The sequence below is a fragment of the Dyella sp. SYSU CM1112 genome, assembly GCF_058216415.1.
Window position 1 is genome coordinate 25997 of record NZ_JBZEGI010000005.1, and the last position, 23154, is coordinate 49150.

Consider the following 23154-nt stretch of genomic DNA (forward strand, 5'->3'; position numbering starts at 1 on the left):
TGGATTCAAACATGACCAAACACGAACACCGCATGGTGCGTCATTCATTGGCGCTGCGCACACTCGAAGTGCTCAGTGCGCAGCGCATGACACCGCACATGCAGCGCATTGTTCTGACCGGTGATGCACTCGACGGCTTCGTCAGCGCTTCGCCCGACGATCACGTCAAACTGCTGTTTCCCAATCCCGAAGGTGAACTCGTCTTTCCCACGCCGGGACCCCATGGCCCTGAATTTCCACCGGGTGTCACGCCATCGCCCATGCGTGACTACACGCCGCGCTACCATCACGACCGTCGCCGTGAGTTAACGGTCGATTTCGTATTGCACGGCGATGGCCCTGCCTCGTCATGGGCCGAGCAAGCTGCTCCCGGCCAGCGCATTGGCGTGGGCGGCCCACGCGGCTCCTTCCTGGTCGCCGACGATTTCGACCACTACGTCCTGATCGGCGATGAAACCGCACTGCCTGCCATCGGCCGCTGGTTGGAAGAGATGTCGCCCGACGTGCATGTCATCGTACTGGTGGAAATTCCAGATGATGACGATCGTCAATCCCTGTCTTCAGCAGCACGCTGTAACGTGACGTGGTTGCCGCGGCATGGAAGCGATGCGGCGAGCAGCCAGCTACTCGAAAACGCCTTGCGTGCCTTGCCCGATCTGCCAGGCGACACGTTTTATTGGATCGCTACCGAATCCCGCCGTGCACGCAACATGCGCCGTTATGTAACGGACCAGCGCGGCGTTCCCAAGGATTGGATCCGCGCCACTGGTTATTGGAAGGCGGATGGGCAGGAGGATGAGGAGAATTGATGCACAGCTGTGGCCTATAGCCACATGACGACATCTCATTGCTTTCTTGCGTCGATCCAAGAGTTCAACTTTTGCGTACCTCTCTGGCGCAGATACGCGAAACATTCCGTGCACATTACAACACACCTTATCGCCAGGTTCGCCGAGCCTATGTTGGTACGCCAAGCGATGTGTGCATTTTAGCGCACCTTGCTCATGCTTAGCGGACTGGGATGATGCACAGCGCAAAGCGGCAGTTTTCGAGTGTACTTGCGACCGAGGTCGCTTCGGGCCACTAGGATGAAAGCCCAATGTGAAAACACGCGTTATCGGCGAAACCTTGAGAAAAATCCAGTTTCCCTCCTGTGCAGTATTCGAGTTTAAAGACCCATAGCTTCTAGCCGATCAGAACACGCGCCGTAAGGAGTGAACATGGGCATCTTTTATCATATCGTTGAAGACGATCCGCTCGATAACGGGAGTGGAAGTCAAGTCATTGAGGGACAGAGCAACTGCACCATTCAAGGTCCTGACGGAAAACCTCGCAATCAAACTTTTCTTGGTCACCGCGCTTATTGCGGTGTTTGCAAAAGTACAGGACCCATCGCTCCAGGGCCCGGAACCCCTGGTGACAGCTTGCGTATGTACGACGCAGTTATATGCGCTCGCGAGGCAGTCGAAGGCGATATCGTCCTTTGTAAATGCGGACGCTCGCCCAAAGTCATTGCTACTTATGGGCGCATGTCTTTTATCAAAGCTGACAGCGGATCGGACGTGATCTGTGACGCAACCGAGTTATTACACCAACACTGCCGCTCCTCTTGGATAGCACCGCCATTGAATGCTGATACGAATGAGGATCTTGAACTTTATTTCGAGATCGTTGACGCAATTACGGATACTCCCATCGAAGGAATGACCCATACACTATCCAGCGATGGTCAGGTTCTTGTTTTCGACAACACCTTGATAGGAGGAAAAACACGGGCATTTTCGGTCAAGGACCATCCGAATCTCTCCTTCGTAGCATGGCGTGCAGGGGACGCGCGATGAGTGACACAATCAGCCAAGAAGTGCGCCTTCTTGCGGCGATCGCCTATGGGGAGGCATCTACAGCGAACAACTCTCAAGAGATTGGCGGTATCGCATTCGCAGTTGCCAACAGATGTCGAGCTTGGGGTGAAAAGACCGTGTCCGAACTACGCGGCGCCGATCCGGACTATTCGTATGCATGGGACGGTTCAAATGCTCGCTTCAATAAGTTGATGCAGGCCTCCTATAGCGAGATCAACCTCGATTCTGGAATGAAGCTTGCCGTCGCGTGGGCAAAGAAAGCCTTGTCTGATGATGGGCCAGACCCATCCAACGGTGCATTCTGGTGGGATGGCCTCGATTTCAAGACAAATTATTCCAATCATCCAAAGGCTCGCGATGGTTTTAAATGGGGACATATTTCTGACAATATTTTTGGATTGCCAGAGAAGCGGCGTGAAATCATAGTTCGATGGAAAATACGCAATAAAAAAACGGGAAGGATTATCGATGGAGCCGAGCGCGGACGGTATGACTCCGTATGGATCTCAACGGCCGCGCACGGAGAAACGATATTTTGGTTGCACAACCCAGATTATCTCAAGGCAACCGGAGCAAAAGCGTACCGATGAAAAGAATCTGTATATTGACCGCCATGCTTGTCTTCCTGACGGGCGTCGTTCGCGCGGACCAGTCTTATAAAGACTACGATACCTTTTACACGAATCAACCGGGTACCTTATTTACTGCCCCTATTCCATTCGACGCCAACGCAGCTTACTCCACTCCTGGGGAACAGGGCATCTATACACAGCTTCAGGCCAAACTGGAGAACAAGGCAATAGCTATCGAGCTAGCAGAGAATCGAATAACGATAAACGGAAAAGCGTACCTCTACTCCAGCGCCACAACCTTCCCTGGAGAGCATTCCTCGAATATCTACCCACTTACTGACCAAGTGTTCCTTGTCTCACGCACAAATGTCCATCCAGATCTCTTATGCCTACAAGGCAATAGCGATGGATCAGGTGAGGCTGATCGTCATGCCCAGATTTATCTGCTAATAGACCCTCTAGCGACCCAGCATAAAAGAGCTCTTTTGCATTTGCCCAGTCTACTTTCGTCCTGTCGCGCGATAGTAAAAACCAAGGATGGAAAGCTCGCTTTTCCAAATAACAGCTACATCTTCGACCATGCTCAGGCCTCTCGTATCGGTCTGCTCATGACGTACTATACGTTTACGGATGGGCGTTTTATTCCCATCGGAAAAACGATTCGACTTCAATTTGTCCAGCCTGAAATACCTTTTCAATTTTCGATACAAAACGAGAATTAACATCAAAATCTCATATTTACGCCACCTCACAGAAGACGTAGGAGGCGTATTTCGCCATCGCATTGAGCGTAGGATTCCAAAGAATCGCACGAGGTAGCGTGTATGAGAGATTAAGCACCCAGGATCATAGGGTCTGTCTTATCGCGTAAAGGAGAGCCTAAGTTGAACACATACGCTGGCTTTTCTGGTAAGAGTGGCCCCTCTTCTCTTGAGTCTAAGCTGAGGAGAGGGGCTAATCTGGTGGTCAATAGCACGGATGTCTAATGGACCGCGCCCGGCTTCAGCCACGTCTGGAACAGTTCGTCGATGCGCCGATATTCGTCGTACCAGGAATCGGCATGTTCGAATTCGTGGCGTTCCAGCGGGTAGATGGAAATCCAGAAATTCTTCTTGTGCAGTTCGATGAAGCGCTGATAGAGGCGAATGGAGTCGCTGGCCATCACGTTGTTGTCGATCAGGCCATGGTTGATGAGCAACGGATCGCGCAAGTTGGCGGCGTATTCGATCGGTGAGCTGATTTTGTAGGCTTCCGGATCGAGTTGCGGGTCGTTGAGGATGTCGGAGGTGTACTCGCCGTTATAGGTGGTCCAGTCAGCCGGCGGACGCTGCGCTGCGCCTGCAGCGAATTCACCCGGTGCGCGCAGCAGGGCCATTTCGGTGAGGAAGCCACCGTAACTGCCGCCATAGATGCCGACGCGCTTCGGATCGACGCCGTGGTTCTTCACCAGCCATGCTTTACCGTCGAGCAGATCTTCCAGCTCGGGATGACCCATCTGGCGATAAATCGCGGTACGCCATGCGCTGCCGTAGCCCTGGGAGGCGCGGTAATCCATGTCCAGCACCACGTAACCCTGTTGCACCAGCAGATTGTTGAACAGTTGCTCGCGCTCGTAATACGTGGCGGATTCCGTCACATCCTGCAGGTAGCCGGCCCCGTGCACGAAGATCACTGCGGGACGCGAATCGGGCGCATCGGTTTCATTGGCCGGTCCGTAGTACTTGGCGTAGATGACGCCGGCGCCGTGCGAGGACGGCACCTTGACGAACTTCGGCGCAATCCATGCGTGCGCGGTAAAGGCCGGCTTCATGGTGTGAGTGAGTTCGTGCGGTGTACCGCCTTCTGCATTTTGCACGGCCAGTTGTGACAGGACGTAAGCCGAAGAATGCAGCACGGCGACTTGCCGGTCATCCGGCGACAGCAGGAATTGATCCATGCCGCCGTAGTGAGTGATGCGGCTCAGTTCACCCCCGTTCGACGGCACGCGATACACGTCATAGCTGTAGGGTGCTTCCCGGTTGGTGCGCACATAGAACCACTTGCCATCGTAGGAGAGCTGGGGCTGGCTGACTTCGAATTTGCCGGAGGTCAGCGCCTTGGCTTTGCCATCCAGCGGTTTTACGTATAGCTGCGAGTAGCCGCTCTCTTCGCTGAGATACCACAGCGTGTGATTGTCCTTGAGCCAGCCAAAGTCGTTGTACGACCAATTGATCCAGGCATCGTTATGCAAGCGGTGCTGCGGCACGAATGCATGACGCGCGAAGTCCACGCTGACGATCCAGCGATCCTTGTTGTCGATGGAAAGAAATTCCAGGGCGACATTGTTGCCATCGTCGCTCCAGGCGATGTCGGGGCTGGTACCGTCCATCGTGTAGAGCGTTACAGGGCGAACGTCCGGTGCTTTCAGCGCCTTGGCCTCATCGTCCCTGCCCGCCTTGCGCAGGGCGGCAATGGTCTGGTCGCGGATCGCCTTGAGCGGGTCGTCTTTGATGCCGGGCAAATCGTCTGTAGAGAGCGGATACGACTTGTGTGCGACGAGATCGAGCAACACCACCGATTGCGGGGCCGGATCGTTGCGTCCGACGTACGTCCGCGCCGCCTCGGTTTCGGTATAGCCGGAATCGGTCACGTAATGGATGACATCCGGCGCCTTGCCGTCGTCATGGTGCGCCGGCTGCGTCACCAGCAGCATCCAGCGTCCATCGGGTGACAACTCCGTGTCGATCAGCTGGTCTTTGTCACCGAGGTAGAACGGTTGCGGTGCGCGAGTGGGATCGGCCGCCGCCAGCGCTTGCTGGTCGGCGCGCAACGCGTCCTGATCGGCTTTGTCTTCGCGCAGTGTCTTGAACAAGTCGAGCTGTTCGCGACCGAGCGCATCGGGTTTCTTTGCTTGCGGATCATCGGTGAATTTCAGCACGGCCGCGGGCGATGTCACGCCGGTGGCAAAGTCATACACATACCAAGTGTTGCCATCGCGAAACTGCAGCGAACGTCCATCCGCCGAAAATTGCGGCGATGATTCCGGTTGGGGACTGCGCGTGACCTGTGTGCGGCGGCCACTTGCCAGATCGATCAGAAAGACATCGCCGTGGAAGATATAGGCTGCATGCTGATGTGTGCGGTCGTACACCGGGGCGCCTTCCGCATGCGCGGTTGCTGCTGCATCCAACTTGGTGCTCTGCCCACTGACAGGGTCGACCTGATAAAGGTCGCGCACCGGACTGCCATCGCGCTTGAGGCTGTAGTAAAGGCTGCGTCCGTCCGCACTCCAGTAGGGATTTTCCACTGCATGCCCCATCCAATCGGGGTTGGCCATGACGGTGTCGAGATCAAGGGTTGGCGCGGTTTCCGCGGCCACCGGCAAGACGGAAAGGGCTATGAGGCCGGCAAGCAGCAATCGGCGCATGGAAAACGCTCCATCGTTGAAATCGGCCAGCATAGCCAAGCGAGCCGACGTGGCAAGCGCCAAGGGTCCTGTTTCGCTGCCCGTGCATGCACATTAGGCTGAGGGATTGTCCCGTCGCCAAATAGCGTTGCCTCAAGGGGAATACGTCTATGCCTGCCCTATTGCGCTACCTGCCCGTTCTCGCGCTGACCATGGCTGCAGCCGCCTATGCCGGCAACGCACCGCCCCCCGCATCACCCGCACAATCGACGGCGAGCGTGCTGCATGGCGTGACGGTAAGCGACCCTTATCGGTGGCTGGAAAACCCTCAGGATCCTGCTGTGCAGGCCTGGATCAAGGCACAAAACACGCACACGGATGCGGTGCTTGCGGCCATGCCCGACGGCAAGGCCATGACGGAGCGCGTGCAGCAACTGGCGATTACATCGACGACGCGTTCTTCGCCGCTACTGGCAGGGAGCACCCTGTTCTACATGCAGGAGACGCCACCGCAACCGCAACCGCAACTGATGGCGCAAGCATGGCCGAGCGGCAAAGCGCGGGTCCTGGTGGATCTCAATGCGGGCGGCGGCAATCTAGCCATTACCGGCTATTGGCCTTCGCCAAGTGGGCGCTATCTCGCCTATGGCACCGCTGAAGGCGGCAGTGAGTTGACGACGTTGCATGTGCTCGATGTCGCTAGCGGCAAGACCTTGAGCGATACGTTGCCCTACGCGGGTGGCGGTACCACGCCGCAAGGTGTGGCGTGGGACGCGAACGAACAGGGTTTCACCTATGTACGTTTCCCTCTGCCGCCGGCTGGAGCGGAAGTGAAGCAGTTCGACGCCGTGCTGGTCCATCACCGGCTCGGGCAGTCCGTAACTGCCGATGAAACCGTATTCGGTACGCATTATTCGAAAGTCGCCGAATATCGCCTGCTGACCTCGCCGGGCGCCACGCAGCTCGCCGTGCTCGCCAACATCGGCGACGGTGGACCGGCTGAGGTGTATCTGCGCCAGGGTACGCAGTGGAAAAAGGTATTGGGCGATGACGCAAACGTGCGTAGCGCGGCATGGGTGGGCCAACGGCTATTCGTAACCGGTTTTGCGGATGCACCACGAGGCAAGGTCATGGCCGTTGACGCGCAGGGCCACATCAGCACCGTGGTGCCGCAGCGCCATGGTGCCTTGCAGGATGTAACGCCGATTGCGGACGGTTTTCTAGTCACGCGCAGCTGGGGACCGGATTGGTGGGTAGAGCAGTACAACGCGAAGGGCACATTCGTGCGGCGCATACCGTTGCCGCAACACGGGATCAGTATTGAGGGGATCGCCGCCGAACAGGGCCAAGACCATGCGTTGATTACCTATGGCGGTTGGACACTGCCGGCGCGCTGGGCGGACTACGACGCTAATGCCGGAACCTTGCGTACTGTTTTGGAAGTGAAGCCGGCCGCCGATTACAGCCAGATCCAGGTGCGGCGCATCGAGGGCGTTTCCAAAGACGGCACGAAAATTCCAGTAACCGTACTGGCCATGCCCAGCATCACGCCCAATGGGCGTCGCCCGACCATTCTCTATAGCTACGGCGGCTTCGACATTCCCATTGCGCCGCATTTCATTGGCCCGGAACTGGCGTGGCTGGAACGTGGCGGCGTACTTGCCTTTGCCAATATCCGCGGTGGCAATGAGTACGGCGAAACGTGGCACGCGCAAGGCCAGAAGCTGCACAAGCAGAATGTGTTCGACGATTTTCACGCCGCGGCATTGGCGCTACTCGATGCACGCTGGACCGATCGCCAGCATTTGGGCATCTTGGGTGGAAGCAATGGCGGACTACTGATGGGTGCATCGCTTGTCCAGCATCCTGGCGACTATCGGGCGGTGGTCTCGATGGTCGGCATTTACGACATGATTCGTCACGAGACCAACTTCGCTAACGGCGCCTACAACGTGAGCGAATACGGCACGGTGAGCGACCCTGCTCAATTCAAGGCCACGCTGGCTTATTCGCCGCTGCAGAACGTCAAACCGCACGCAGCTTATCCCGCCGTGCTGATGACCACAGGTGCGAATGATCCGCGCGTAGCGCCTTGGCAATCACGCAAATTCACCGCGGCGTTGCAGAACGCGACCACATCCGGCCAGCCGATTTTGTTGCTCACGCGCATGAATGCGGGTCACGGCATTGGTGCCCCGTTTAGTCAGCGCGTTGGCAATACGGCGATCATGTTGACGTTCTTTGCGTCCGAACTGGGGCTGCCTTCGTCGCAGCATTAGCGCGAAGGCGCTGCGGTCCGCCGTCGTTTATTCGAGGCGGATTCGCAGTGATCTTTTCGCGAAAAGTTTTTTCATGCCGCCCCTCCCCCCCGGCGGGAAAAGGGGACAGGCGAGGCACCAGGGACTGCTACGATGCGCCTTCGGTTACCTGCCTGTGATATCCCATGAGCCTGCTCCCCGCCGTCGAAAACGAGACCGCCGTAAACCCTGTCTACAGCATCATCTGGCTGCACGGCCTGGGCGCTGATGGGCATGATTTCGCACCTATGGTGCCGGAGCTGGTATCACCGCAATGGCCAGCGATTCGCTTCGTATTTCCGCATGCACCGGTGCGGCCGGTGACCATCAACAACGGCATGGCAATGCGTGCGTGGTATGACCTTTACGGCCTTGACCTGGTAGCGCGGCAGGATGAAGCCGGCATACGTGAATCCATGGCCCAAGTGGAAGCTTTGATCGCCCGTGAGCAAGAGCGCGGCGTACCAAGCGAGCGCATCGTGTTGGCGGGGTTTTCCCAAGGCGGCGCCATCGCGTTGGCAACCGGACTGCGTCATCCGCAGAAACTGGCGGGCATGATTGCGCTTTCCACCTATCTGCCGATCGCCCATTCACTCGCCGCCGAACGAAGCGCCACCCATACCGATGTGCCCATCTTCTGGGGGCATGGAACGTTTGATCCCGTCGTGGCCCTGCAACGCGGTGCCGATTCACGTATGGCATTGGAAGCGCTCGGCTATCACGTAGCGTGGCATACCTACCCCATGCCACATGCCGTCTGCCCGGATGAAATCGCCGATTTGCGTTGCTGGATCGGCGATCGGCTACGCTGAAAAACGCGTAGTCAGGGGGCATACTGCGCGCATGCCGGCATCCGACATTCCGACCTCCCGCTCGTCGCACAGTCCGCTGCCGGACTTCTGCAGCTTGCCGGTGATCTCCGCACTGTGGGTGGTGGGTGCGCTGTGCGTCACCCTGGCATGGCTGGCACCGCAGAGCACACGGGGCTGGCGCGGCTATAGCGTCGGCATGCTATTTGTGGAATGGCTGACAACCGTGATGGGCGTGGCCTTGTGCAAGCTGCGTCCATCGCTGTTACGCCTGCCTGGCTTGCTGCCTTATGCCGGTGTCTGGCTGATCATGCTGGTGATCGTGGTGCTGGGAAGCGTGCTGGCGCAATGGATGGATCGCGTGCTGGAGATGCAGCTGATTCGCGACTACACCGATGTGTTTGTGGTCAATAACGCATTGATTGCTGCCTTATTGGGTGCCGCGATGTTGCGCTACTTTTATGTATTGGCGGAGTGGCAAGCGCGACTGGCGGCGGTGGCACACGCCAAGGTCGAAGCGTTGCAGGCGCGCATCCGGCCGCACTTTCTGTTCAACAGCATGAATACGGTAGCAGCGCTGGTGCGCGTGGATCCGGTGGCTGCCGAGCGTACGGTGGAAAACCTGTCGGAGCTATTTCGCGCGGCGCTTGGCGAACGCGATACACATATGGGCACGCTGGGAGAAGAACTGCAGCTGGTGGATCGTTACCTCGCGATCGAACAACTTCGCCTTGGTGAGCGTTTACATGTCAGGCGAGAGATCGATGATCTGCCGCAAGACGCGCCATTGCCGCTATTGCTCCTGCAGCCATTGGTGGAGAACGCCGTACGACACGGCATCCAACCCTTGCGCGAAGGTGGCGACATTGTGCTGCGCGGCACCTACGAAGGCGGCATGATGATGATCGAGATCGACAATCCGCTTGCTGGTAGCCCCGCACCCGGCGGTGCCGGACATGGTTTGAACAATGTGCGCCAGCGCGTTGCTTATCACTACGGACCGCGTGCAAGCGTGGAAGCCGGCCCTCATGAGAATCGCTTCAGAGTAAAGCTGCGTTTGCCTGTCGAGGTACGCCATGCGCGTTCTGATCGTCGATGACGAACCACTGGCGAGGGCTCGTCTCGCTGCCTTGCTGCAGGAGTGCGGAGACATCGATATCGTCGGCAGCGTGGGTGATGGCGAAGCTGCATTGGCCGTGCTAGCGGACACCAAGCCGGATCTGCTCTTGCTGGATATCAATATGCCAGGCCTGGATGGCAACGCGCTCGCCGCGCGACTGGCCCATCGCTTACGGCCCCAAATCGTTTTTTGCACGGCTTATGAAGCCCATGCCGTCCATGCCTTTGATCTTGGTGCGGCGGATTATTTGCTCAAGCCAGTGCGTGCGGAGCGCTTGCGCGATGCACTCAAGCGCGTACGTCTGCGCCTGGACGCTCAGCCCCGGGAAGCTGCCGGCTGGTTGCACGCTCGCGTCCGGGGTGAGCCGATTCGTATCCCGCTGGATGACGTGATCTACCTGCTGGCGGACGAGAAATATGTTGCCGCTCACCGCAGCCGGGATACCTTGCTGCTCGACGAATCGCTGCGCCAACTGGAAGAGACATATCCGGAACAGCTGGTTCGGCTGCATCGCAACTGCCTTGTACCGTCTCACCGCCTGATCGGCCTGAAGACATTGACCGACGGTCGCGTACTGGCGCGATTGGCCGGTACCGATGTCTGTCCCGAGGTGAGCCGCCGCAATTTGCCGGCCTTGCGCAAACTTCTTCGCATGGGCTGAGCGCTGCGCGACAATGGTCGCAGACGCCACGCCCGGAGTTCCCATGCCGTCTTCTGTTCTTCGCATCGCTACACGCAAGAGCGCGCTTGCCTTGTGGCAGGCCGAGCACGTGGCGAGCCTGCTGCGCGCGGCTCATCCCGGCCTACGGGTGGAGCTGGTGCCGATGACGACGCGCGGCGATGACATTCAGGACAGGTCACTGGCGACGATTGGCGGAAAAGGCCTGTTCCTCAAGGAACTGGAAATCGCCATGCTGGAAGGCCGCGCCGATCTCGCCGTGCATTCTTTGAAAGATGTGCCGTCGGAACTGGAACCCGGCTTCGTGTTGCCTGCCATCCTCCCCCGGGCCGACGCGGCAGACGCGTTCGTAAGCAATCATTTCCCTGATATTGCTGCGCTTCCGCAAGGCGCACGGATCGGAACATCATCCTTGCGTCGGCAGGCGCAAGTGCGCGCGATGCGTCCGGATCTCGAGTTGCTCGATTTGCGCGGTAATGTCGGAACCCGTCTGCAAAAGCTGGATGATGGTCACTATGACGCCGTGATACTCGCTTGCGCGGGACTGGAACGACTTGGCTTGCATGACCGCATTCGCAGTCGCTTGACGGCACCGACGTGGCTCCCGGCGCCAGGACAAGCCGCGATTGCCATCGAGGCCCGCGCGGATCAATTCGCAACGCGAGAACAGTTGGAAGTGTTGGATGATGCGGACACACGCATGACTGTTACAGCCGAGCGCGCCATGAACCAGGCGCTGGGCGGCAGCTGCACCGTTCCCGTCGGTGCGTGGTGCACGGTGACGGAACGTGGTTTGCATCTGCGTGGCATGGTGGGCGATGCATCGAGTGGACGCTTGCTGCTGGCTGAGGCAACCATCGCCAATCAGAATGCGGCGGACCTGGGAGAGACAGTTGCCCAGGCCTTATTTGCGCAAGGTGCTGCGACACTGCTCCATTCAGACGCGAAAACGTCACCCACTTAGGCTGGAACAGGTGTGAGGCGCCGAATCTCTCCACTGACGCCCCACAGCAGAAGTACGGAACTGCATGGCCATGCCCATAAAAAAACCCTTCCGCGCCTGTCGCGCGCAGAAGGGTCGATAAAAAATTGGCTATCGCCGATTACAGGTTGTAGACGAGATTGGTGGTCGTCAATGTATCGGTTCTGCGGATGCCGGGCAGCACTTGGCTGTTGTGGCGTACCTGGAAACCCACCTTGATCGAGAGTTTCTTGGTCATGCTGACGGCAAGACCTGCGTCGTTCTGCAGATAGGTGTTCTTGGTGCCGGCTTCGGTGAGGAGCGTATCGTCGAATGCGGTGTTTGCCGTAAGGCGGTATTTGTAGTTCACCAAGCCACGCGCGACCACTTCGCTTTGCCTCGGCTCGGCGAGCGGCACGGTCTGTCCGTTGATGGTCTCGGTACCGGTGGCCGGCTGGTACTCGGTATAACCCGGACCGATTTCGAAGGAGAGCTGGGTACGTTCTGTTTTCAGCGCTATGTAGCCATAGCCGATGGAGACCGTACCTTGCCAGCGATTGGCGCCGAAGTCGTCATGGTCATAACGGCCCGCCGTCACAATGTAGCTGCGCGGGTCAAGTTTGTAGCCAGCCGAAGCGCCGAAGTCATAGCGGTTGGCCGTGGTATCGAACTGCCTGACCGAAGCGCCTTGGGCGTTCGTCACCGTCACTTGCCCTTTGTCACGCAGCGCATCGAGGAAGAAGTTGTTCTTCCACTGGTCGGTTTCCTGACTCAGGTTCAGCTTTGCGTTCACGTTCTGCGAACGGGAGTTGCCGGTCGTCGAGGCAAAGCCCAGCTCGCCCGAACCTGTCCAATTACCCGAACTGGTCTGGGTACCGGAGGATGTGTCCTGGGCCTGGGCAGCGAAGGCGACCAGGGTGGCGAGCGCCAGGCTGGTCATCAGCAAAGTTTTCATCGCTGGGGGTCCTAGTGGTGGGGATTGTTAAAAAGCTGTTGGACCCGACACTTTAACTGGAGGGCTTGAACCTTTTGTGAATATTTAGAGCGATCTTAATGCCTGATTTCAGACCCGATGGGCTCCGGTTCACCCACACCTAGCGCAAAGCGGATCAGCGCGAAATCGTAGAGCCATAGCTCCAGGCTTTTTCCGATCACGCAGGCCATCGCTGCGCCCAGCGCCAGCCAGCGGCCATCCGGAACCACGGATACCAAGGGCAAGCTCAGGCACGGCACCGCGCAAATAAGTGCGGCGGCCAAAAACCGGCGCGCCTGGAACCCTTGGGCTCGTCGCCAGGGATCTCCCAGTCTTGAGCCACGCAGAGAGTGCCAGGCAACGCCATCCACCAGGCCAAGCAGCATGGCCATCAACAACAGCCCGATGACCCAGGGCCGGGGAGTAAGCCCGCTTTCGAGAGGACCGGCCTGGAACATCACGCATACCCACAGCCACAGGCCACCGCCGTACCAGGCGGACAGCACGCGGCTGACCGGCAGTTGCGTGGCTATCCCCGCCCGGCTGGCGAGACGGCGGGTCCGATAGCCGTAAGCACTGGACACCAGGCAGAACAGGCTGCACAGCATGAGCGCAACACTGATCAGACGAGTGGCCCAAAAGCTTTCATTCCCGCGGACCAGGCCTGCCAGGCCAAGCATGGGCAGATAAGTCGCCAGGGCCAGCAAGGCCTCGCGAGTGGGTCGCTGCTTATGGCCTATGTACCAGCCGTGCCATTCCGGCATGGCCCGCCAATGCACGGTGGCGGCGAGCAGACCCGCACTCACGAATGCGCAGCCTAAGGCCAGCGGCACCAGCGCATTACAGCGACCGGGGTTGTAGATTCCCAAGGCCAGGGCCAACCCAAGCAGCATCCACAGTCCATAGCCGCATAAGGCCAGAACCTCCAGGATCATGGGCGCCAAACCTGCGGGCGGAGCCGCCGGATCGCCGCTGAACGATTGCGGTGGAAGGGTGGATTTATCCATGTGGACCGGGGAAAGTCCGACGCACGCTTGCGAGCGTCACGTAGCATGGCCATGCTACACAAAAAACCGGTTGCTGAATGTCCCCATGGATCGTTACGAGCGCATTCTTACCCTGCACCGCTTGCTGAAATCGGCCCACTACCCGGTGCCGTTGCCCAAGCTTATGGACGAGCTAGAGTGCTCGCGTGCCACGCTTTATCGAGATATTGCCTTTCTCCGCGATGCGCTCGGCGCTCCGATCGAGAGCGCGGGTGGAGAGCACGCCGCGTTCCGCTACGAAGCTACCGAAGGACAACGTTTCGAGCTGCCCGGTTTGTGGCTGACCTCGGACGAATTGGCTGCACTGCTGGCCCTCAACGAACTGATCGGCCGTAGCGGTCCGGGCGTGCTCGCCGGCGCGCTGGCGCCGTTCAAAGCACGCATCGAGCATCTGCTTTCCGATCGCGCCAGCGGCAAAGCCTTGCCGGTGGAGCGCATCCGCGTGATTCCATGGGGTGAGCGCAAGCTCGATCAGCAGGTTTTTCGTATCACTGCAGGTGCGGTGCTGGACCGCAAACAGCTGCGCTTCTTGTATCGCGCACGCACCACTAACAGCGAAAACAAACGCACCGTTTCGCCGCAGCGTCTGACGCATTACCGCGACAATTGGTACCTGGATGCCTGGGACCATGACCGCGAAGCGCTGCGCAGCTTTGCCGTCGATCGCATTGCCGAACCCCATGCCATGGATGAGCAGGCCATCGACGTGGCAGAGTCTGATCTCAACGAGTTGCTGGCTTCCAGCTACGGTATCTTCGCCGGCAAACCCAAGGCTTGGGCCACCATCCGCTTCTCCGCTCACGCGGCGCGCTGGGTCGCGGATGAACACTGGCATTCGCAGCAAAAAGGAACCTGGCTGCCGGATGGGCGTTATGAATTGCAGCTACCCTATTCCAATTCACGCGAGCTGCTGATGGACGTGCTCAAGTATGGACCTGACGCCGAGATCGTCGCGCCACTGCCATTGCGCGAAGAAATGAAGATCATGTTGCAGCTCGCGCTGACGGGATATCAATAAGAACATCCAGAACGAATGACAGGCGCGCGCACGTGCATGCCTGATCAAGACTGGTACATCACGACGGCGCAAAGTGTGAACATTCCTCATTCCTTCCGTGCAGCCTTCCATCCTTCTGTCCATGAATCAGATTGAGCCCTCGCCCGAACAGGCAACCCGCAAGCCCACCGTTGCACTTGCACTGGGTGCTGGCGGAGCGAAGGGGCTGGCGCACATCGGAGCGATTGAAGAACTCGAAGCACAAGGTTTCCAGATCGTTGCCATCGCCGGCTGCTCCATGGGCGCATTGATCGGCGGCGTCCATGCAGCCGGCAAGTTGGATATCTATCGTGACTGGGTTTGCTCGCTGGATAAGTTTGACGTGCTGAAACTGGTCGATTGGTCGTTTTCGTTCGCCGGCGGTGGATTCATCAAAGGCGAGAAGATCATCGGCACCATGCGCGACTTGATTGGCGATGTGCGCATTGAAGAACTGCCGATGGCTTTTACCGCCGTGGCCACGGATATCGAGCGCGAACGCGAGGTATGGCTGACACGCGGCTCGCTCTTCGATGCCATCCGCGCATCGATCGCCATACCTACCTTATTTCGCCCCCATTCCGTCGACGGACGGGTGCTCGTGGATGGCGCACTGCTCAATCCGGTTCCTGTCACGCCGCTGATTCGCGACTCAGCCGATTACGTGATCGCCGTCAGCATCGATGGACCTGCCGAAGCAACCCTGCCGGTGGAAATCTCCGCGGGTGAAACAAAAGCCAGGGGTGGCATCGGGCGCCTGTTGGGACGCCTGCTCATCGGCAGCGACTCCAGATCGGCAACACCCAAGCCGCATGAGCCGGGCGCACTGGAATTACTCGGGCAATCCATGGATCTGATGCAGGCCAATCTTTCACGCCTGCGCCTGGCCGCCTATCAACCGGACCTGCTGGTGCAATTAGCGCGCAATGTATCGACGGTCTATGCGTTCCACCGTGCGCGTGAACTGATCGAGTTGGGGCGGGAAAAAATGCGAACGGCGCTGGAAGGCTGGAATCCAGGATCGCGATGACGCGAAGACCGTCTGGAACGGAAATCGGTTCAACGCAGTCCGTTCGCCCTCATCCAGTTATCGAGATACATCTTCAACGCCACGGCTTGATTGTGTTCGTCGTCTTTAGCACTGTAGAGAAGCGTGACGCGGTGGCGTTCGGCACGAACCACCAGGGGTTGCCAGAAGCTTTTCAATGCGTCCAGTTCGCTGGCATAGCGATGGCGGAAGCTTTCCCAATGCGCGGGATCGTGGCCGAACCATTTGCGCAGCGCGGTACTGGGCGCCAGTTCCTTCGCCCATACATCCAAGGCGGCTTCGTCTTTTTTCAAACCGCGTGGCCACAAACGATCGACCAGTACGCGATAACCGTCGGATCGGTCGGCCGGTTCGTAGACACGTTTGACGGCAATGCTCACGAGTGGCCCTCCAGACTTAGGGGCTACATCGTTGTAAGCATACGCCTTGGTGGCGGAACCGATGCGATTTCCGGCCGGAAAATGCTTATTCCGCCCGCGTGCGAACCATGCTCAGAATTCTTCGACGCGAGTCACCTTGGCCCGGCGCATCAGCCAGGCCACGCCGCGCAGGTCCGCCAGCCCCACCCAGAGTCGATCGAGCATGCCGTATTTGGAAGTGCCGGCAGTACGCGGACGATGCCCGACCGGCACGCTTTGGCTGCGGAATCCCGCACGCTTTACGAGGGCAGGCAGATAGCGATGCATGTGATCGAAGTAAGGCAGGCGCAGAAACACCTCGCGCTCGAACAATTTGAGCCCACAGCCCGTATCCGGTGTCGCATCCCGCAGCATGCGTGAACGCACGGCATTGGCGATCTTGGAAGAAATACGCTTGTTGAAGCTATCGCGACGCGTCGTGCGCCAGCCGGCGAACAATTTGATATCGGGTTCCGCAGCATCGCGTGCAGCGAGCAGCTTAGGGATATCCGCGGGGTCGTTTTGTCCGTCGCCGTCGAGCGTCGCAACCCAGGCTGCCCGCGCAGCGCGGACGCCGTTCCACACGGCCGTGCTTTGTCCGCTACGATTGACATGATGCAACACACGCAGCTCTGGATAGGTGGCTTTTTGTGCTTGCAAGATCGCGCGGCTGTCGTCACTGGAATCGTCATCGACGTAGACGATTTCGAAGTCCAGCCGGCCGCGTAGCGCAGCAGCGATTTCAGCGAGCAGCGGTGGAATGTTGTCGCGTTCGTTAAAGACGGGCACGACGACGGAAAGTTGCGGCATGGCTTTAGCCTTGTGATGCGAATCTGTTGTTTTTAAGCCCTCTCTCTTGCGAGAGAAGATGGGTGAACAGTCGATCTTGCCTCGGGATAGCGATGAAGCGCCGTCCGAGCGGCGGTGCGAGAAATTCCCGTTTCCTCGCAAGATTGTCCTTTCACCCCGGCCCTTTCTCTTCGAAAGAGAGAAGGCAATGAGCAGTTCAACGGAGTTTGCCGAGAATCCCTTCCAGCTCGTCGTTGCTGTGGTAGTGGATCACCAGCTTGCCGCGACCGCCCCGACTATGTGCAACTTCCACCTTGGTGGCAAAGCGCTCGGCCAGCTCGCGTTCCAGCGCATCGATGTTCGGATCACGCGTCGGAGCGCTCTTGGCTTTGCCCTTAGGTGCGGTCTGCGCCTTGCGGGCAGCATCTTCGAGTTCGCGTACGCTCCAGTTGTTACGCGCCGCTTCCAGCGCCAGCGCTTCAGCCTCGCGTTCGGGCAAGGTGAGCAAACAACGGGCGTGACCCATCTCCAGCTTGCCGTCGTCGAGCAGGCGCTTGATGGAAGCCGGTAGATCGATCAGGCGCAGCATATTGGATACAGCAGCACGCGAGCGGCCCACCGCGTCAGCAGCTTGCTGATGCGTGAGATCGAATTCGTCGAGCAAGCGCTTGATCGCATCCGCCTCTTCCAGCGGTGTGAGATCCTGGCGCTGGATATTTTCGATCAATGCCATCGCCGGCACGGCGATTTCCGGCACATCTTTGACTAACGCGGGAATCTCGCTGAGTTGCGCGCGCTGCGCCGCACGCCAGCGACGTTCACCCGCGATAAGTTCATAACTGTTCTTGCCGATCGCGCGCACGACCACCGGCTGGATCAGGCCTTGTGCGCGAATCGATGCGGCCAGCTCATCCAGCGCTTCGTCGTTCCAGTGACGGCGTGGCTGATATTTGCCGGGCTGGATGTATTGGATCGGCAGTGTACGCAGCTCGCCTTCCTGTTCGATCACCGACGGAGCGCCGGCATCGCCACCGCCCAGCAGGGCATCGAGCCCGCGTCCAAGTCCACGTTTTTTCGCGGCAGACACTTAGTGCTTACTCCTGATCGAGATGTGCCGAGGCTTCCACCGAGGCTTCGGGTGAATCGCCATGCATGGCGTGCAACGCCGCTACCGCCGCCTGCGAACCGCGCTCGCGGCGAATGATTTCGCCAGCCAGGCCGATGTATGCAATGGCGCCACGTGAGCTGCGGTCATAGAGATGGATCGGCTGGCCGTGACTGGGCGCTTCGGCGAGGCGCACGTTGCGCGGAATGATGGAGCGCAGCACCTTGTCGCCAAAATGCTGGGTCAGTTGCGCCGATACTTCATTGCCGAGGTTATTGCGCACGTCGTACATGGTGCGCAGCAGGCCTTCGATCTCCAGCTGCGGATTCAGATGCTGGCGCACGGCTTTCACGGTATCGAGCAGGCTGGACAAACCTTCCAGTGCGAAATACTCGCACTGCACAGGAATCAGCAGGCTGTTGGCCGCGGTAAGCGCATTCACGGTGAGCAGGTGCAAGGTAGGCGGACAATCGATCAGGATGATGTCGTACTTGCTGTCGACTTTGGCGAGCTGCTCCTTCAAGCGATTCTCACGCGCCAGCGCATCCATCAGCTTGAGTTCGGCCGCAGTGAGGTCGCCGTTGCCCGGTAGCAAGTCGTAGTGCGCTTCCGTCGTAACGATGGCCCGTTCAATAGGTGCTTCGCCTAGCAACACCTCGCAACCACTGGGTGAGACATCGCGCTTATCCACTCCGGACGCCATGGTCGCATTGCCTTGCGGGTCGAGATCGACCAGCAGCACTTTGCGCTTTGCCGCAGCGAGCGCTGCGGCAAGATTGACAGCAGTGGTCGTTTTGCCGACGCCACCTTTCTGGTTGGCGACAGCGATGATACGCGCCATGTCTCGTCCGGTACCGTGAGTTGGATAGGTTCGAAAGGGTGGCTAGATTAGCAGGAAGGGGGCGAAACGGCCCGCCGCGTATGGGTTTTCATGCCTTGGCCAGCGATCCCTGCGGCCCTGGCGCGTGTCCCAGCACGATCAAGCGGCGCTCGGCCGGTTCAAGCCCAGGAACTTTTAGCGTGTGGATGCCGCGTATCTCGAAAGCGGATGGTACGGCCTGCAGCTCTTCGTCCAATGCCTTTCCCTTCATCGCCAGCCAGACCCCATGAGGTGCCAGCAGATGACCACCCCACGTGAGCATGTCCGAGAGACTGGCGAAGGCGCGTGCCGTGACGCAATCGAACTGACCTTCCACGGCTTCCACACGCGATTGCACGGCTTGTACGCCATCCAGCTTTAGCGCCCGGATAGCTTCACGCAGGAAACGTACCTTTTTGCCGTTGGAATCCACCAGCAGCACCTGCCGGCCCGGTTGAGCTATCGCGAGCGGAATGCCCGGCAAACCGGGGCCGGTACCCAGATCTGCCAGTGTTTGCCCTTCTACATAAGGCAGGATGGCCAGCGAATCGAGCAAATGCCTGACGACCATCTCGCCGGGTTCGCGAATCGCGGTGAGGTTGTAAGCCGCGTTCCACCGTTGCAGCAGGGCGAGATAGTCGAGCAACTGCGCCACTGCATCCGCCGGCAACACAAGGCCTAGGGTATGAAGGCCCTGTTCAAGTTGGGTCTGCAGGACGGAGCGTTCTGTCATCAGGGATCCTCGGGCGCGGCCGCGCAGTATCTATGCCGATAGCGGCGAATGCCAAGTTCCGGTACCGGCCGCGCTGCGGATGGGCGTAGTACGGCCCTGCTCCGGCGCGCGTCAAAAAGAAGACCCGCCGTGGCGGGTCGATATTTCAGCATTCCCCTGAGCCGGTGCTTCTTGGGCTACCTGGCGGGTTGTTTGCCTCTCAGGCAGATTCCAGCTCCACGCGGGTCACCATAACGCCGCGTTCGCGCAGTTCTTTGTTGAGCGTCAACTTGAGGCCAGCAGCAACTTCCCGGTAACGATCCCATTCGGATTCGGATTCCGCATCCGTTTGCAAAGCCTCCAGGGCACACCGGCGAATCAACTGGTCGGCCTGCTCGATCACCGCATCCACCCGCTCCGGCTCCAGCACCTGCCAGTAGACCGTGCCGCGCACTGCGCGCATTTCGGCCAGGGAAGCGTCGAAACGGAGCATCCGGCCACCCAGGTCAATGCGATGACCGACACGATCCAGCAGCGGCATCACCACATGTGTGCCGGGTTGCAGCAGGCGGACCGGCTTGCCATGGCGGTACAGGCTATGGACTTGCCCTGCGGGTACACGCTTCACCGCTATCCCGCCGAGGGCGAGAACTGCAATGATCAAAGTGAAGGTCAGGACAGTCATGATCTGTTAAAACAATGGTTTAGGGTTTATTTCTAAAAACTTTACGAAGCATCATTTTACAGGCATATGAACCTGCTTGGATTAATCCTAATTTAACGAGAGTTCCCCGGGCTTCGCAAGCCCATCACTATTCAAACTCTTAACAGTTTCTATTTAATGAAAGTGATGCATAGGACGTGCCGGGGTTCCCCCAGAACGAAGATCGCCCCGCCGATGGAATATCGGCAGGGCGGCGTCGGGTCTAAAGAGGGGGCGGAATTAGAACTTGCCGGCGCGAAAATCCGCGATCGCTTCGTGAATCTGCTCCGGTGTATTCATCACGAACGGGCCATAACGGGCGACCGGCTCATGCAAGGGCTGGCCAGCCACCAGCAACACGCGCGCCGCGCCCTCGCCCCCCGCAATCCGCACGCCACCGCCGTCGGACAACACCGCCAATTCGCTGCGCGCAAGCTTTTCCCCGGCGACCCTGGCGTCAGCACCATCGAACACATAGGCAAATGCGTGATGCCCTTCAGGAAGAGGGATGTCGACTGACGCCCCAGCCTCAATGGTGATGTCCAGGTAAACAGGCTGAGTCACGATGCCGGATACCGGCCCGTTTGCGTCACCTAGGGTCCCGGCAATGACCTTTATCGTCACGCCGTCAGCCGGGTAAACGACCGGGATGCGCTCAGGATCAATATCCTGATAGCGCGGCGCGGACATCTTGTCCTTGGCCGGCAGATTCACCCATAGCTGGAAGCCCCACATCAAGCCGTTTTCCTGCTGCGGCATTTCGGAATGCAGGATGCCGCGGCCCGCCGTCATCCACTGCACGCTGCCGGGCTTGAGGTCGCCGCGATTTCCATGGTTGTCGCCATGCTGCATGTGGCCGGCAAGCATGTAGGTCACGGTTTCGAAACCGCGATGCGGATGTTCCGGAAAACCGGCGATGTAGTCACCCGCTTGATCGGAACGGAATTCGTCCAGCAGCAGGAAAGGATCAAGCATGTCCAGTCCAGGCTGCCCGATGATGCGTTTGAGTTTGACGCCTGCTCCGTCCGAGGTATCAATGCCGCGGATGCGGCGAAGAATGCGGCGCTCGGTCATGGCTTGCTCCACGAAGTAAAGATCTGTAGCAAATGATGAGCGCATCGGCGGGCGCACCCAAGTGGCGCCAAGTGAACGGATTGTTTCCCGATGGAAAAGCCGATGAAGACGCAAGCATCAGACGCATTGCCGCACGCATAGTGCCGCTCGAAAAGCAAGGCGCCCATGATGGTCGCGACAGCGAGCCCGCGTGCTCGCTATGTGCCTTCGCCGTCTAGTGCACCCAGTGGCCGCTGCGCTGCCGCGGCGGAGCGGGGGGCTCGCTCTTTTCCTTGTTCGCATGACTGAGCGCATCAAGTTCCGCTTCAGTTGCCGGGTGTTCGTACCAATACTGATTGACAGCCATGAGCACGGCCGGTAGCTGGGCCAGGCATTCGTCGTATTCTTCGTCACCCAGTTTTTCGAATTCGGCATCGGCGCTCAGGATGCCTTCGTCGACGGCGAGCGCCATCACGGGACCAAGCAATTCCATCAAAGAGGAATCGTCGGCAAGGCGTTTTTCCCACAGCGAGGCGCGCAGATCGATGCCGCGGCTGAAACCCTCACACCACCCTGCTGCAGACAATGCCGGTCCGGCTTCGGTTTCCACTTCGCCCAGGATGGGTTCGTAGGCTTCCACGCCCAATTCGGCGCCGATGGAGTCGTTGAGCTTCGCCAGCAAGGCCAGCACACGGTTGCCCTCGTCTTCATCGGCAAAGGGCTCGTGCAGTACTTCCGGTAGCCACTCCTCGGGCAACACCTGGGTCGGTCCCACTGCCAGTGCACTGAGCAAGCCGTGCACGCCATCGAGCAGCAAATGACCCTCTTGCGCATGGGTGCGCAGGTAAGCGTCCAGCTCGTCGAGTTCGCTGTCGTCCAATGAACTGGGCCAATCGGTCTTGGTATTGCTCATGGTTATCAAATATCCAGCTCTACGGTGACCGGCGTGTGATCGGAGGGTCGTTCCCAACGCCGTGGTTCGCGGTCAATGGCGGCGGCCTTGGCAGATGATTTCAGGGCGTCGCCCAGCAGGATCAAGTCGATGCGCAGGCCCATGTTGCGCCGGAATGCACCTTGTCGGTAGTCCCACCAACTGTACTGGCCTCCGCTGGTCTCGAAGAGCCGAAAACTGTCATGCAAACCCAGCTCAAGGATGGCTTTCAGCGCGGATCGCTCGGGCGGCGAACACAACACCTCTTCGCCCCAGGCGACCGGGTCATAGACATCGCGGTCATCCGGCGCGATGTTGAAATCGCCCAGCACGACCAGCTTGGGATAACGCCGGATCTCGTCCGCCAGAAACGCGCGTACCTGTTCCAGCCAGTGCAGCTTGTAGGCGTATTTCTCGTCCCCTACGGCTTTGCCGTTGACCACGTAAAGATCGACCACGCGCACGCGGCCAACGGTAACTGCCAGGATGCGCCGTTGCGGATCATCCAACCCTGGAACGTCGGTCAGCACGTCCTCGAAAACAAAGCTCACGTCATTGCGTGCCAACACGGCGACGCCATTGTAGGTTTTCTGCCCGGCATATACCGCCTGATAACCGGCGGCGGCCAGCTCATCCACGGGAAATTTCGCGTCTTCCAGCTTGGTTTCCTGCAGTGCGACGACATCCGGACGGGCATCGGCCAGCCACTGGGTCAGGTGCGGGATGCGCACCTTTAGCGAATTGACGTTCCATGAGGCAATTTTCATGCTCGGATTGTAAGGGATGAGAGATGGCTACCGGCCGGGCTCGGAGGGG

At 59.0% G+C, this 23154-nt stretch carries 23 protein-coding genes; 11 read left to right on the plus strand and 12 right to left on the minus strand.

Annotated features, from left to right (window positions below; genetic code table 11):
• Positions 1 to 11 precede the first annotated feature (11 nt).
• The 4 genes from AC4HNJ_RS08995 (at position 12) to AC4HNJ_RS09010 (ending at position 3156) form a co-directional block, all read left to right on the plus strand.
• Positions 12 to 809 carry a siderophore-interacting protein gene (locus tag AC4HNJ_RS08995; RefSeq protein WP_490479226.1) on the plus strand — a complete coding sequence of 266 codons (798 nt, stop codon included), beginning with the start codon at positions 12 to 14 and terminating at the stop codon, positions 807 to 809.
• Between the two features lie 411 nt (positions 810 to 1220).
• On the plus strand, positions 1221 to 1841 hold the full coding sequence (locus AC4HNJ_RS09000; protein ID WP_490479227.1) for a PAAR domain-containing protein: 621 nt from the start codon (positions 1221 to 1223) through the stop codon (positions 1839 to 1841).
• The gene (locus AC4HNJ_RS09005; protein WP_490479228.1) at positions 1838 to 2452 is read left to right on the plus strand and encodes a hypothetical protein; all 615 of its coding nucleotides are present in this window, start codon (positions 1838 to 1840) and stop codon (positions 2450 to 2452) included. The genes AC4HNJ_RS09000 and AC4HNJ_RS09005 overlap by 4 nt, the downstream gene beginning before the upstream one ends.
• A 14-nt stretch (positions 2453 to 2466) precedes the next feature.
• The gene (locus AC4HNJ_RS09010) at positions 2467 to 3156 is read left to right on the plus strand and encodes a hypothetical protein (RefSeq protein WP_490479229.1); all 690 of its coding nucleotides are present in this window, start codon (positions 2467 to 2469) and stop codon (positions 3154 to 3156) included.
• A 260-nt stretch (positions 3157 to 3416) separates the two neighbouring features.
• On the opposite strand, the gene AC4HNJ_RS09015 is transcribed toward AC4HNJ_RS09010, so the two are convergent.
• A complete protein-coding gene (locus tag AC4HNJ_RS09015; protein ID WP_490479230.1) occupies positions 3417 to 5840 on the minus strand; it encodes a S9 family peptidase in 2424 nt (807 codons plus the stop codon).
• Positions 5841 to 5989: 149 nt separating this feature from the next.
• On the opposite strand from AC4HNJ_RS09015, the gene AC4HNJ_RS09020 reads away from it, so the two are divergent.
• The 5 genes from AC4HNJ_RS09020 (at position 5990) to hemC (ending at position 11688) form a co-directional block, all read left to right on the plus strand.
• Entirely contained in the window at positions 5990 to 8098 is a 2109-nt protein-coding gene (locus tag AC4HNJ_RS09020; RefSeq protein ID WP_490479231.1) for a prolyl oligopeptidase family serine peptidase, read from the plus strand.
• Between the two features lie 164 nt (positions 8099 to 8262).
• Complete coding sequence (locus AC4HNJ_RS09025; protein WP_490479232.1) at positions 8263 to 8928, plus strand: alpha/beta hydrolase; 666 nt, start codon at positions 8263 to 8265, stop codon at positions 8926 to 8928.
• A 31-nt stretch (positions 8929 to 8959) separates the two neighbouring features.
• A complete protein-coding gene (locus AC4HNJ_RS09030) occupies positions 8960 to 10024 on the plus strand; it encodes a sensor histidine kinase (protein WP_490479233.1) in 1065 nt (354 codons plus the stop codon).
• Entirely contained in the window at positions 10002 to 10706 is a 705-nt protein-coding gene (locus tag AC4HNJ_RS09035; protein WP_490479234.1) for a LytR/AlgR family response regulator transcription factor, read from the plus strand. Before AC4HNJ_RS09030 ends, AC4HNJ_RS09035 begins: the two co-directional genes overlap by 23 nt.
• Before the next feature lie 43 nt (positions 10707 to 10749).
• Positions 10750 to 11688: a hydroxymethylbilane synthase gene (gene hemC / locus AC4HNJ_RS09040; RefSeq protein WP_490479235.1), complete on the plus strand. Its 939-nt coding sequence runs from the start codon at positions 10750 to 10752 to the stop codon at positions 11686 to 11688.
• A gap of 139 nt (positions 11689 to 11827) precedes the next feature.
• Here the strand turns inward: hemC and AC4HNJ_RS09045 are convergent, their stop codons facing one another.
• Together AC4HNJ_RS09045 and AC4HNJ_RS09050 are read right to left on the minus strand one after the other, a co-directional pair.
• Positions 11828 to 12640: a DUF481 domain-containing protein gene (locus tag AC4HNJ_RS09045; protein ID WP_490479236.1), complete on the minus strand. Its 813-nt coding sequence runs from the start codon at positions 12638 to 12640 to the stop codon at positions 11828 to 11830.
• A gap of 95 nt (positions 12641 to 12735) precedes the next feature.
• Positions 12736 to 13593, minus strand: coding sequence for a hypothetical protein (locus AC4HNJ_RS09050; protein WP_490479237.1), 858 nt, complete (start codon positions 13591 to 13593; stop codon positions 12736 to 12738).
• Positions 13594 to 13750: 157 nt separating this feature from the next.
• Between AC4HNJ_RS09050 and AC4HNJ_RS09055 the strand changes: the two genes are divergently transcribed.
• Together AC4HNJ_RS09055 and AC4HNJ_RS09060 are read left to right on the plus strand one after the other, a co-directional pair.
• On the plus strand, positions 13751 to 14722 hold the full coding sequence (locus AC4HNJ_RS09055) for a helix-turn-helix transcriptional regulator (RefSeq protein ID WP_490479238.1): 972 nt from the start codon (positions 13751 to 13753) through the stop codon (positions 14720 to 14722).
• Between the two features lie 121 nt (positions 14723 to 14843).
• Positions 14844 to 15770 carry a patatin-like phospholipase family protein gene (locus AC4HNJ_RS09060; protein ID WP_490479239.1) on the plus strand — a complete coding sequence of 309 codons (927 nt, stop codon included), beginning with the start codon at positions 14844 to 14846 and terminating at the stop codon, positions 15768 to 15770.
• A gap of 29 nt (positions 15771 to 15799) precedes the next feature.
• Here AC4HNJ_RS09060 and AC4HNJ_RS09065 read toward each other — a convergent pair whose 3' ends face one another.
• The 9 genes from AC4HNJ_RS09065 to xth form a co-directional block, all read right to left on the minus strand.
• Positions 15800 to 16168 (minus strand): DUF488 domain-containing protein, encoded by a 369-nt coding sequence (locus AC4HNJ_RS09065; RefSeq protein WP_490479240.1) that lies wholly within the window; start codon positions 16166 to 16168, stop codon positions 15800 to 15802.
• A 111-nt stretch (positions 16169 to 16279) separates the two neighbouring features.
• Complete coding sequence (locus AC4HNJ_RS09070; protein ID WP_490479241.1) at positions 16280 to 16996, minus strand: glycosyltransferase; 717 nt, start codon at positions 16994 to 16996, stop codon at positions 16280 to 16282.
• A gap of 196 nt (positions 16997 to 17192) precedes the next feature.
• Positions 17193 to 18062 carry a ParB/RepB/Spo0J family partition protein gene (locus tag AC4HNJ_RS09075; RefSeq protein ID WP_490479242.1) on the minus strand — a complete coding sequence of 290 codons (870 nt, stop codon included), beginning with the start codon at positions 18060 to 18062 and terminating at the stop codon, positions 17193 to 17195.
• A gap of 7 nt (positions 18063 to 18069) precedes the next feature.
• Positions 18070 to 18921, minus strand: a complete 852-nt coding sequence (locus AC4HNJ_RS09080; protein ID WP_490479243.1) for a ParA family protein — start codon at positions 18919 to 18921, stop codon at positions 18070 to 18072.
• 88 nt (positions 18922 to 19009) lie between these two features.
• A complete protein-coding gene (gene rsmG / locus AC4HNJ_RS09085) occupies positions 19010 to 19672 on the minus strand; it encodes a 16S rRNA (guanine(527)-N(7))-methyltransferase RsmG (protein WP_490479244.1) in 663 nt (220 codons plus the stop codon).
• A gap of 199 nt (positions 19673 to 19871) precedes the next feature.
• Positions 19872 to 20336: an SPFH domain-containing protein gene (locus AC4HNJ_RS09090; protein WP_490479245.1), complete on the minus strand. Its 465-nt coding sequence runs from the start codon at positions 20334 to 20336 to the stop codon at positions 19872 to 19874.
• Positions 20337 to 20594: 258 nt separating this feature from the next.
• Positions 20595 to 21428, minus strand: a complete 834-nt coding sequence (locus AC4HNJ_RS09095) for a pirin family protein (RefSeq protein WP_490479246.1) — start codon at positions 21426 to 21428, stop codon at positions 20595 to 20597.
• Positions 21429 to 21642: 214 nt separating this feature from the next.
• Positions 21643 to 22320 (minus strand): YecA/YgfB family protein, encoded by a 678-nt coding sequence (locus tag AC4HNJ_RS09100; protein WP_490479247.1) that lies wholly within the window; start codon positions 22318 to 22320, stop codon positions 21643 to 21645.
• Positions 22321 to 22325: 5 nt separating this feature from the next.
• The gene (gene xth / locus AC4HNJ_RS09105; protein WP_490479248.1) at positions 22326 to 23105 is read right to left on the minus strand and encodes an exodeoxyribonuclease III; all 780 of its coding nucleotides are present in this window, start codon (positions 23103 to 23105) and stop codon (positions 22326 to 22328) included.
• Positions 23106 to 23154: the final 49 nt, after the last annotated feature.

What these genes read in the sequence shown, in the direction of transcription:
- rsmG (WP_490479244.1), bottom strand. Translation starts at nt 19,672, where the DNA reads ATGACAGAACGCTCCGTCCTGCAGACCCAACTTGAACAGGGCCTTCAT.
- AC4HNJ_RS09050 (WP_490479237.1), bottom strand. Translation starts at nt 13,593, where the DNA reads ATGATCCTGGAGGTTCTGGCCTTATGCGGCTATGGACTGTGGATGCTG.
- hemC (WP_490479235.1), top strand. Translation starts at nt 10,750, where the DNA reads ATGCCGTCTTCTGTTCTTCGCATCGCTACACGCAAGAGCGCGCTTGCC.
- AC4HNJ_RS09060 (WP_490479239.1), top strand. Translation starts at nt 14,844, where the DNA reads ATGAATCAGATTGAGCCCTCGCCCGAACAGGCAACCCGCAAGCCCACC.
- AC4HNJ_RS09100 (WP_490479247.1), bottom strand. Translation starts at nt 22,320, where the DNA reads ATGAGCAATACCAAGACCGATTGGCCCAGTTCATTGGACGACAGCGAA.
- AC4HNJ_RS09035 (WP_490479234.1), top strand. Translation starts at nt 10,002, where the DNA reads ATGCGCGTTCTGATCGTCGATGACGAACCACTGGCGAGGGCTCGTCTC.
- AC4HNJ_RS09025 (WP_490479232.1), top strand. Translation starts at nt 8,263, where the DNA reads ATGAGCCTGCTCCCCGCCGTCGAAAACGAGACCGCCGTAAACCCTGTC.
- AC4HNJ_RS09000 (WP_490479227.1), top strand. Translation starts at nt 1,221, where the DNA reads ATGGGCATCTTTTATCATATCGTTGAAGACGATCCGCTCGATAACGGG.
- AC4HNJ_RS09080 (WP_490479243.1), bottom strand. Translation starts at nt 18,921, where the DNA reads ATGGCGCGTATCATCGCTGTCGCCAACCAGAAAGGTGGCGTCGGCAAA.
- AC4HNJ_RS09055 (WP_490479238.1), top strand. Translation starts at nt 13,751, where the DNA reads ATGGATCGTTACGAGCGCATTCTTACCCTGCACCGCTTGCTGAAATCG.
- AC4HNJ_RS09030 (WP_490479233.1), top strand. Translation starts at nt 8,960, where the DNA reads ATGCCGGCATCCGACATTCCGACCTCCCGCTCGTCGCACAGTCCGCTG.
- AC4HNJ_RS09020 (WP_490479231.1), top strand. Translation starts at nt 5,990, where the DNA reads ATGCCTGCCCTATTGCGCTACCTGCCCGTTCTCGCGCTGACCATGGCT.
- AC4HNJ_RS09005 (WP_490479228.1), top strand. Translation starts at nt 1,838, where the DNA reads ATGAGTGACACAATCAGCCAAGAAGTGCGCCTTCTTGCGGCGATCGCC.
- AC4HNJ_RS09070 (WP_490479241.1), bottom strand. Translation starts at nt 16,996, where the DNA reads ATGCCGCAACTTTCCGTCGTCGTGCCCGTCTTTAACGAACGCGACAAC.
- AC4HNJ_RS09095 (WP_490479246.1), bottom strand. Translation starts at nt 21,428, where the DNA reads ATGACCGAGCGCCGCATTCTTCGCCGCATCCGCGGCATTGATACCTCG.
- AC4HNJ_RS09015 (WP_490479230.1), bottom strand. Translation starts at nt 5,840, where the DNA reads ATGCGCCGATTGCTGCTTGCCGGCCTCATAGCCCTTTCCGTCTTGCCG.
- AC4HNJ_RS09090 (WP_490479245.1), bottom strand. Translation starts at nt 20,336, where the DNA reads ATGACTGTCCTGACCTTCACTTTGATCATTGCAGTTCTCGCCCTCGGC.
- AC4HNJ_RS08995 (WP_490479226.1), top strand. Translation starts at nt 12, where the DNA reads ATGACCAAACACGAACACCGCATGGTGCGTCATTCATTGGCGCTGCGC.
- AC4HNJ_RS09045 (WP_490479236.1), bottom strand. Translation starts at nt 12,640, where the DNA reads ATGAAAACTTTGCTGATGACCAGCCTGGCGCTCGCCACCCTGGTCGCC.
- xth (WP_490479248.1), bottom strand. Translation starts at nt 23,105, where the DNA reads ATGAAAATTGCCTCATGGAACGTCAATTCGCTAAAGGTGCGCATCCCG.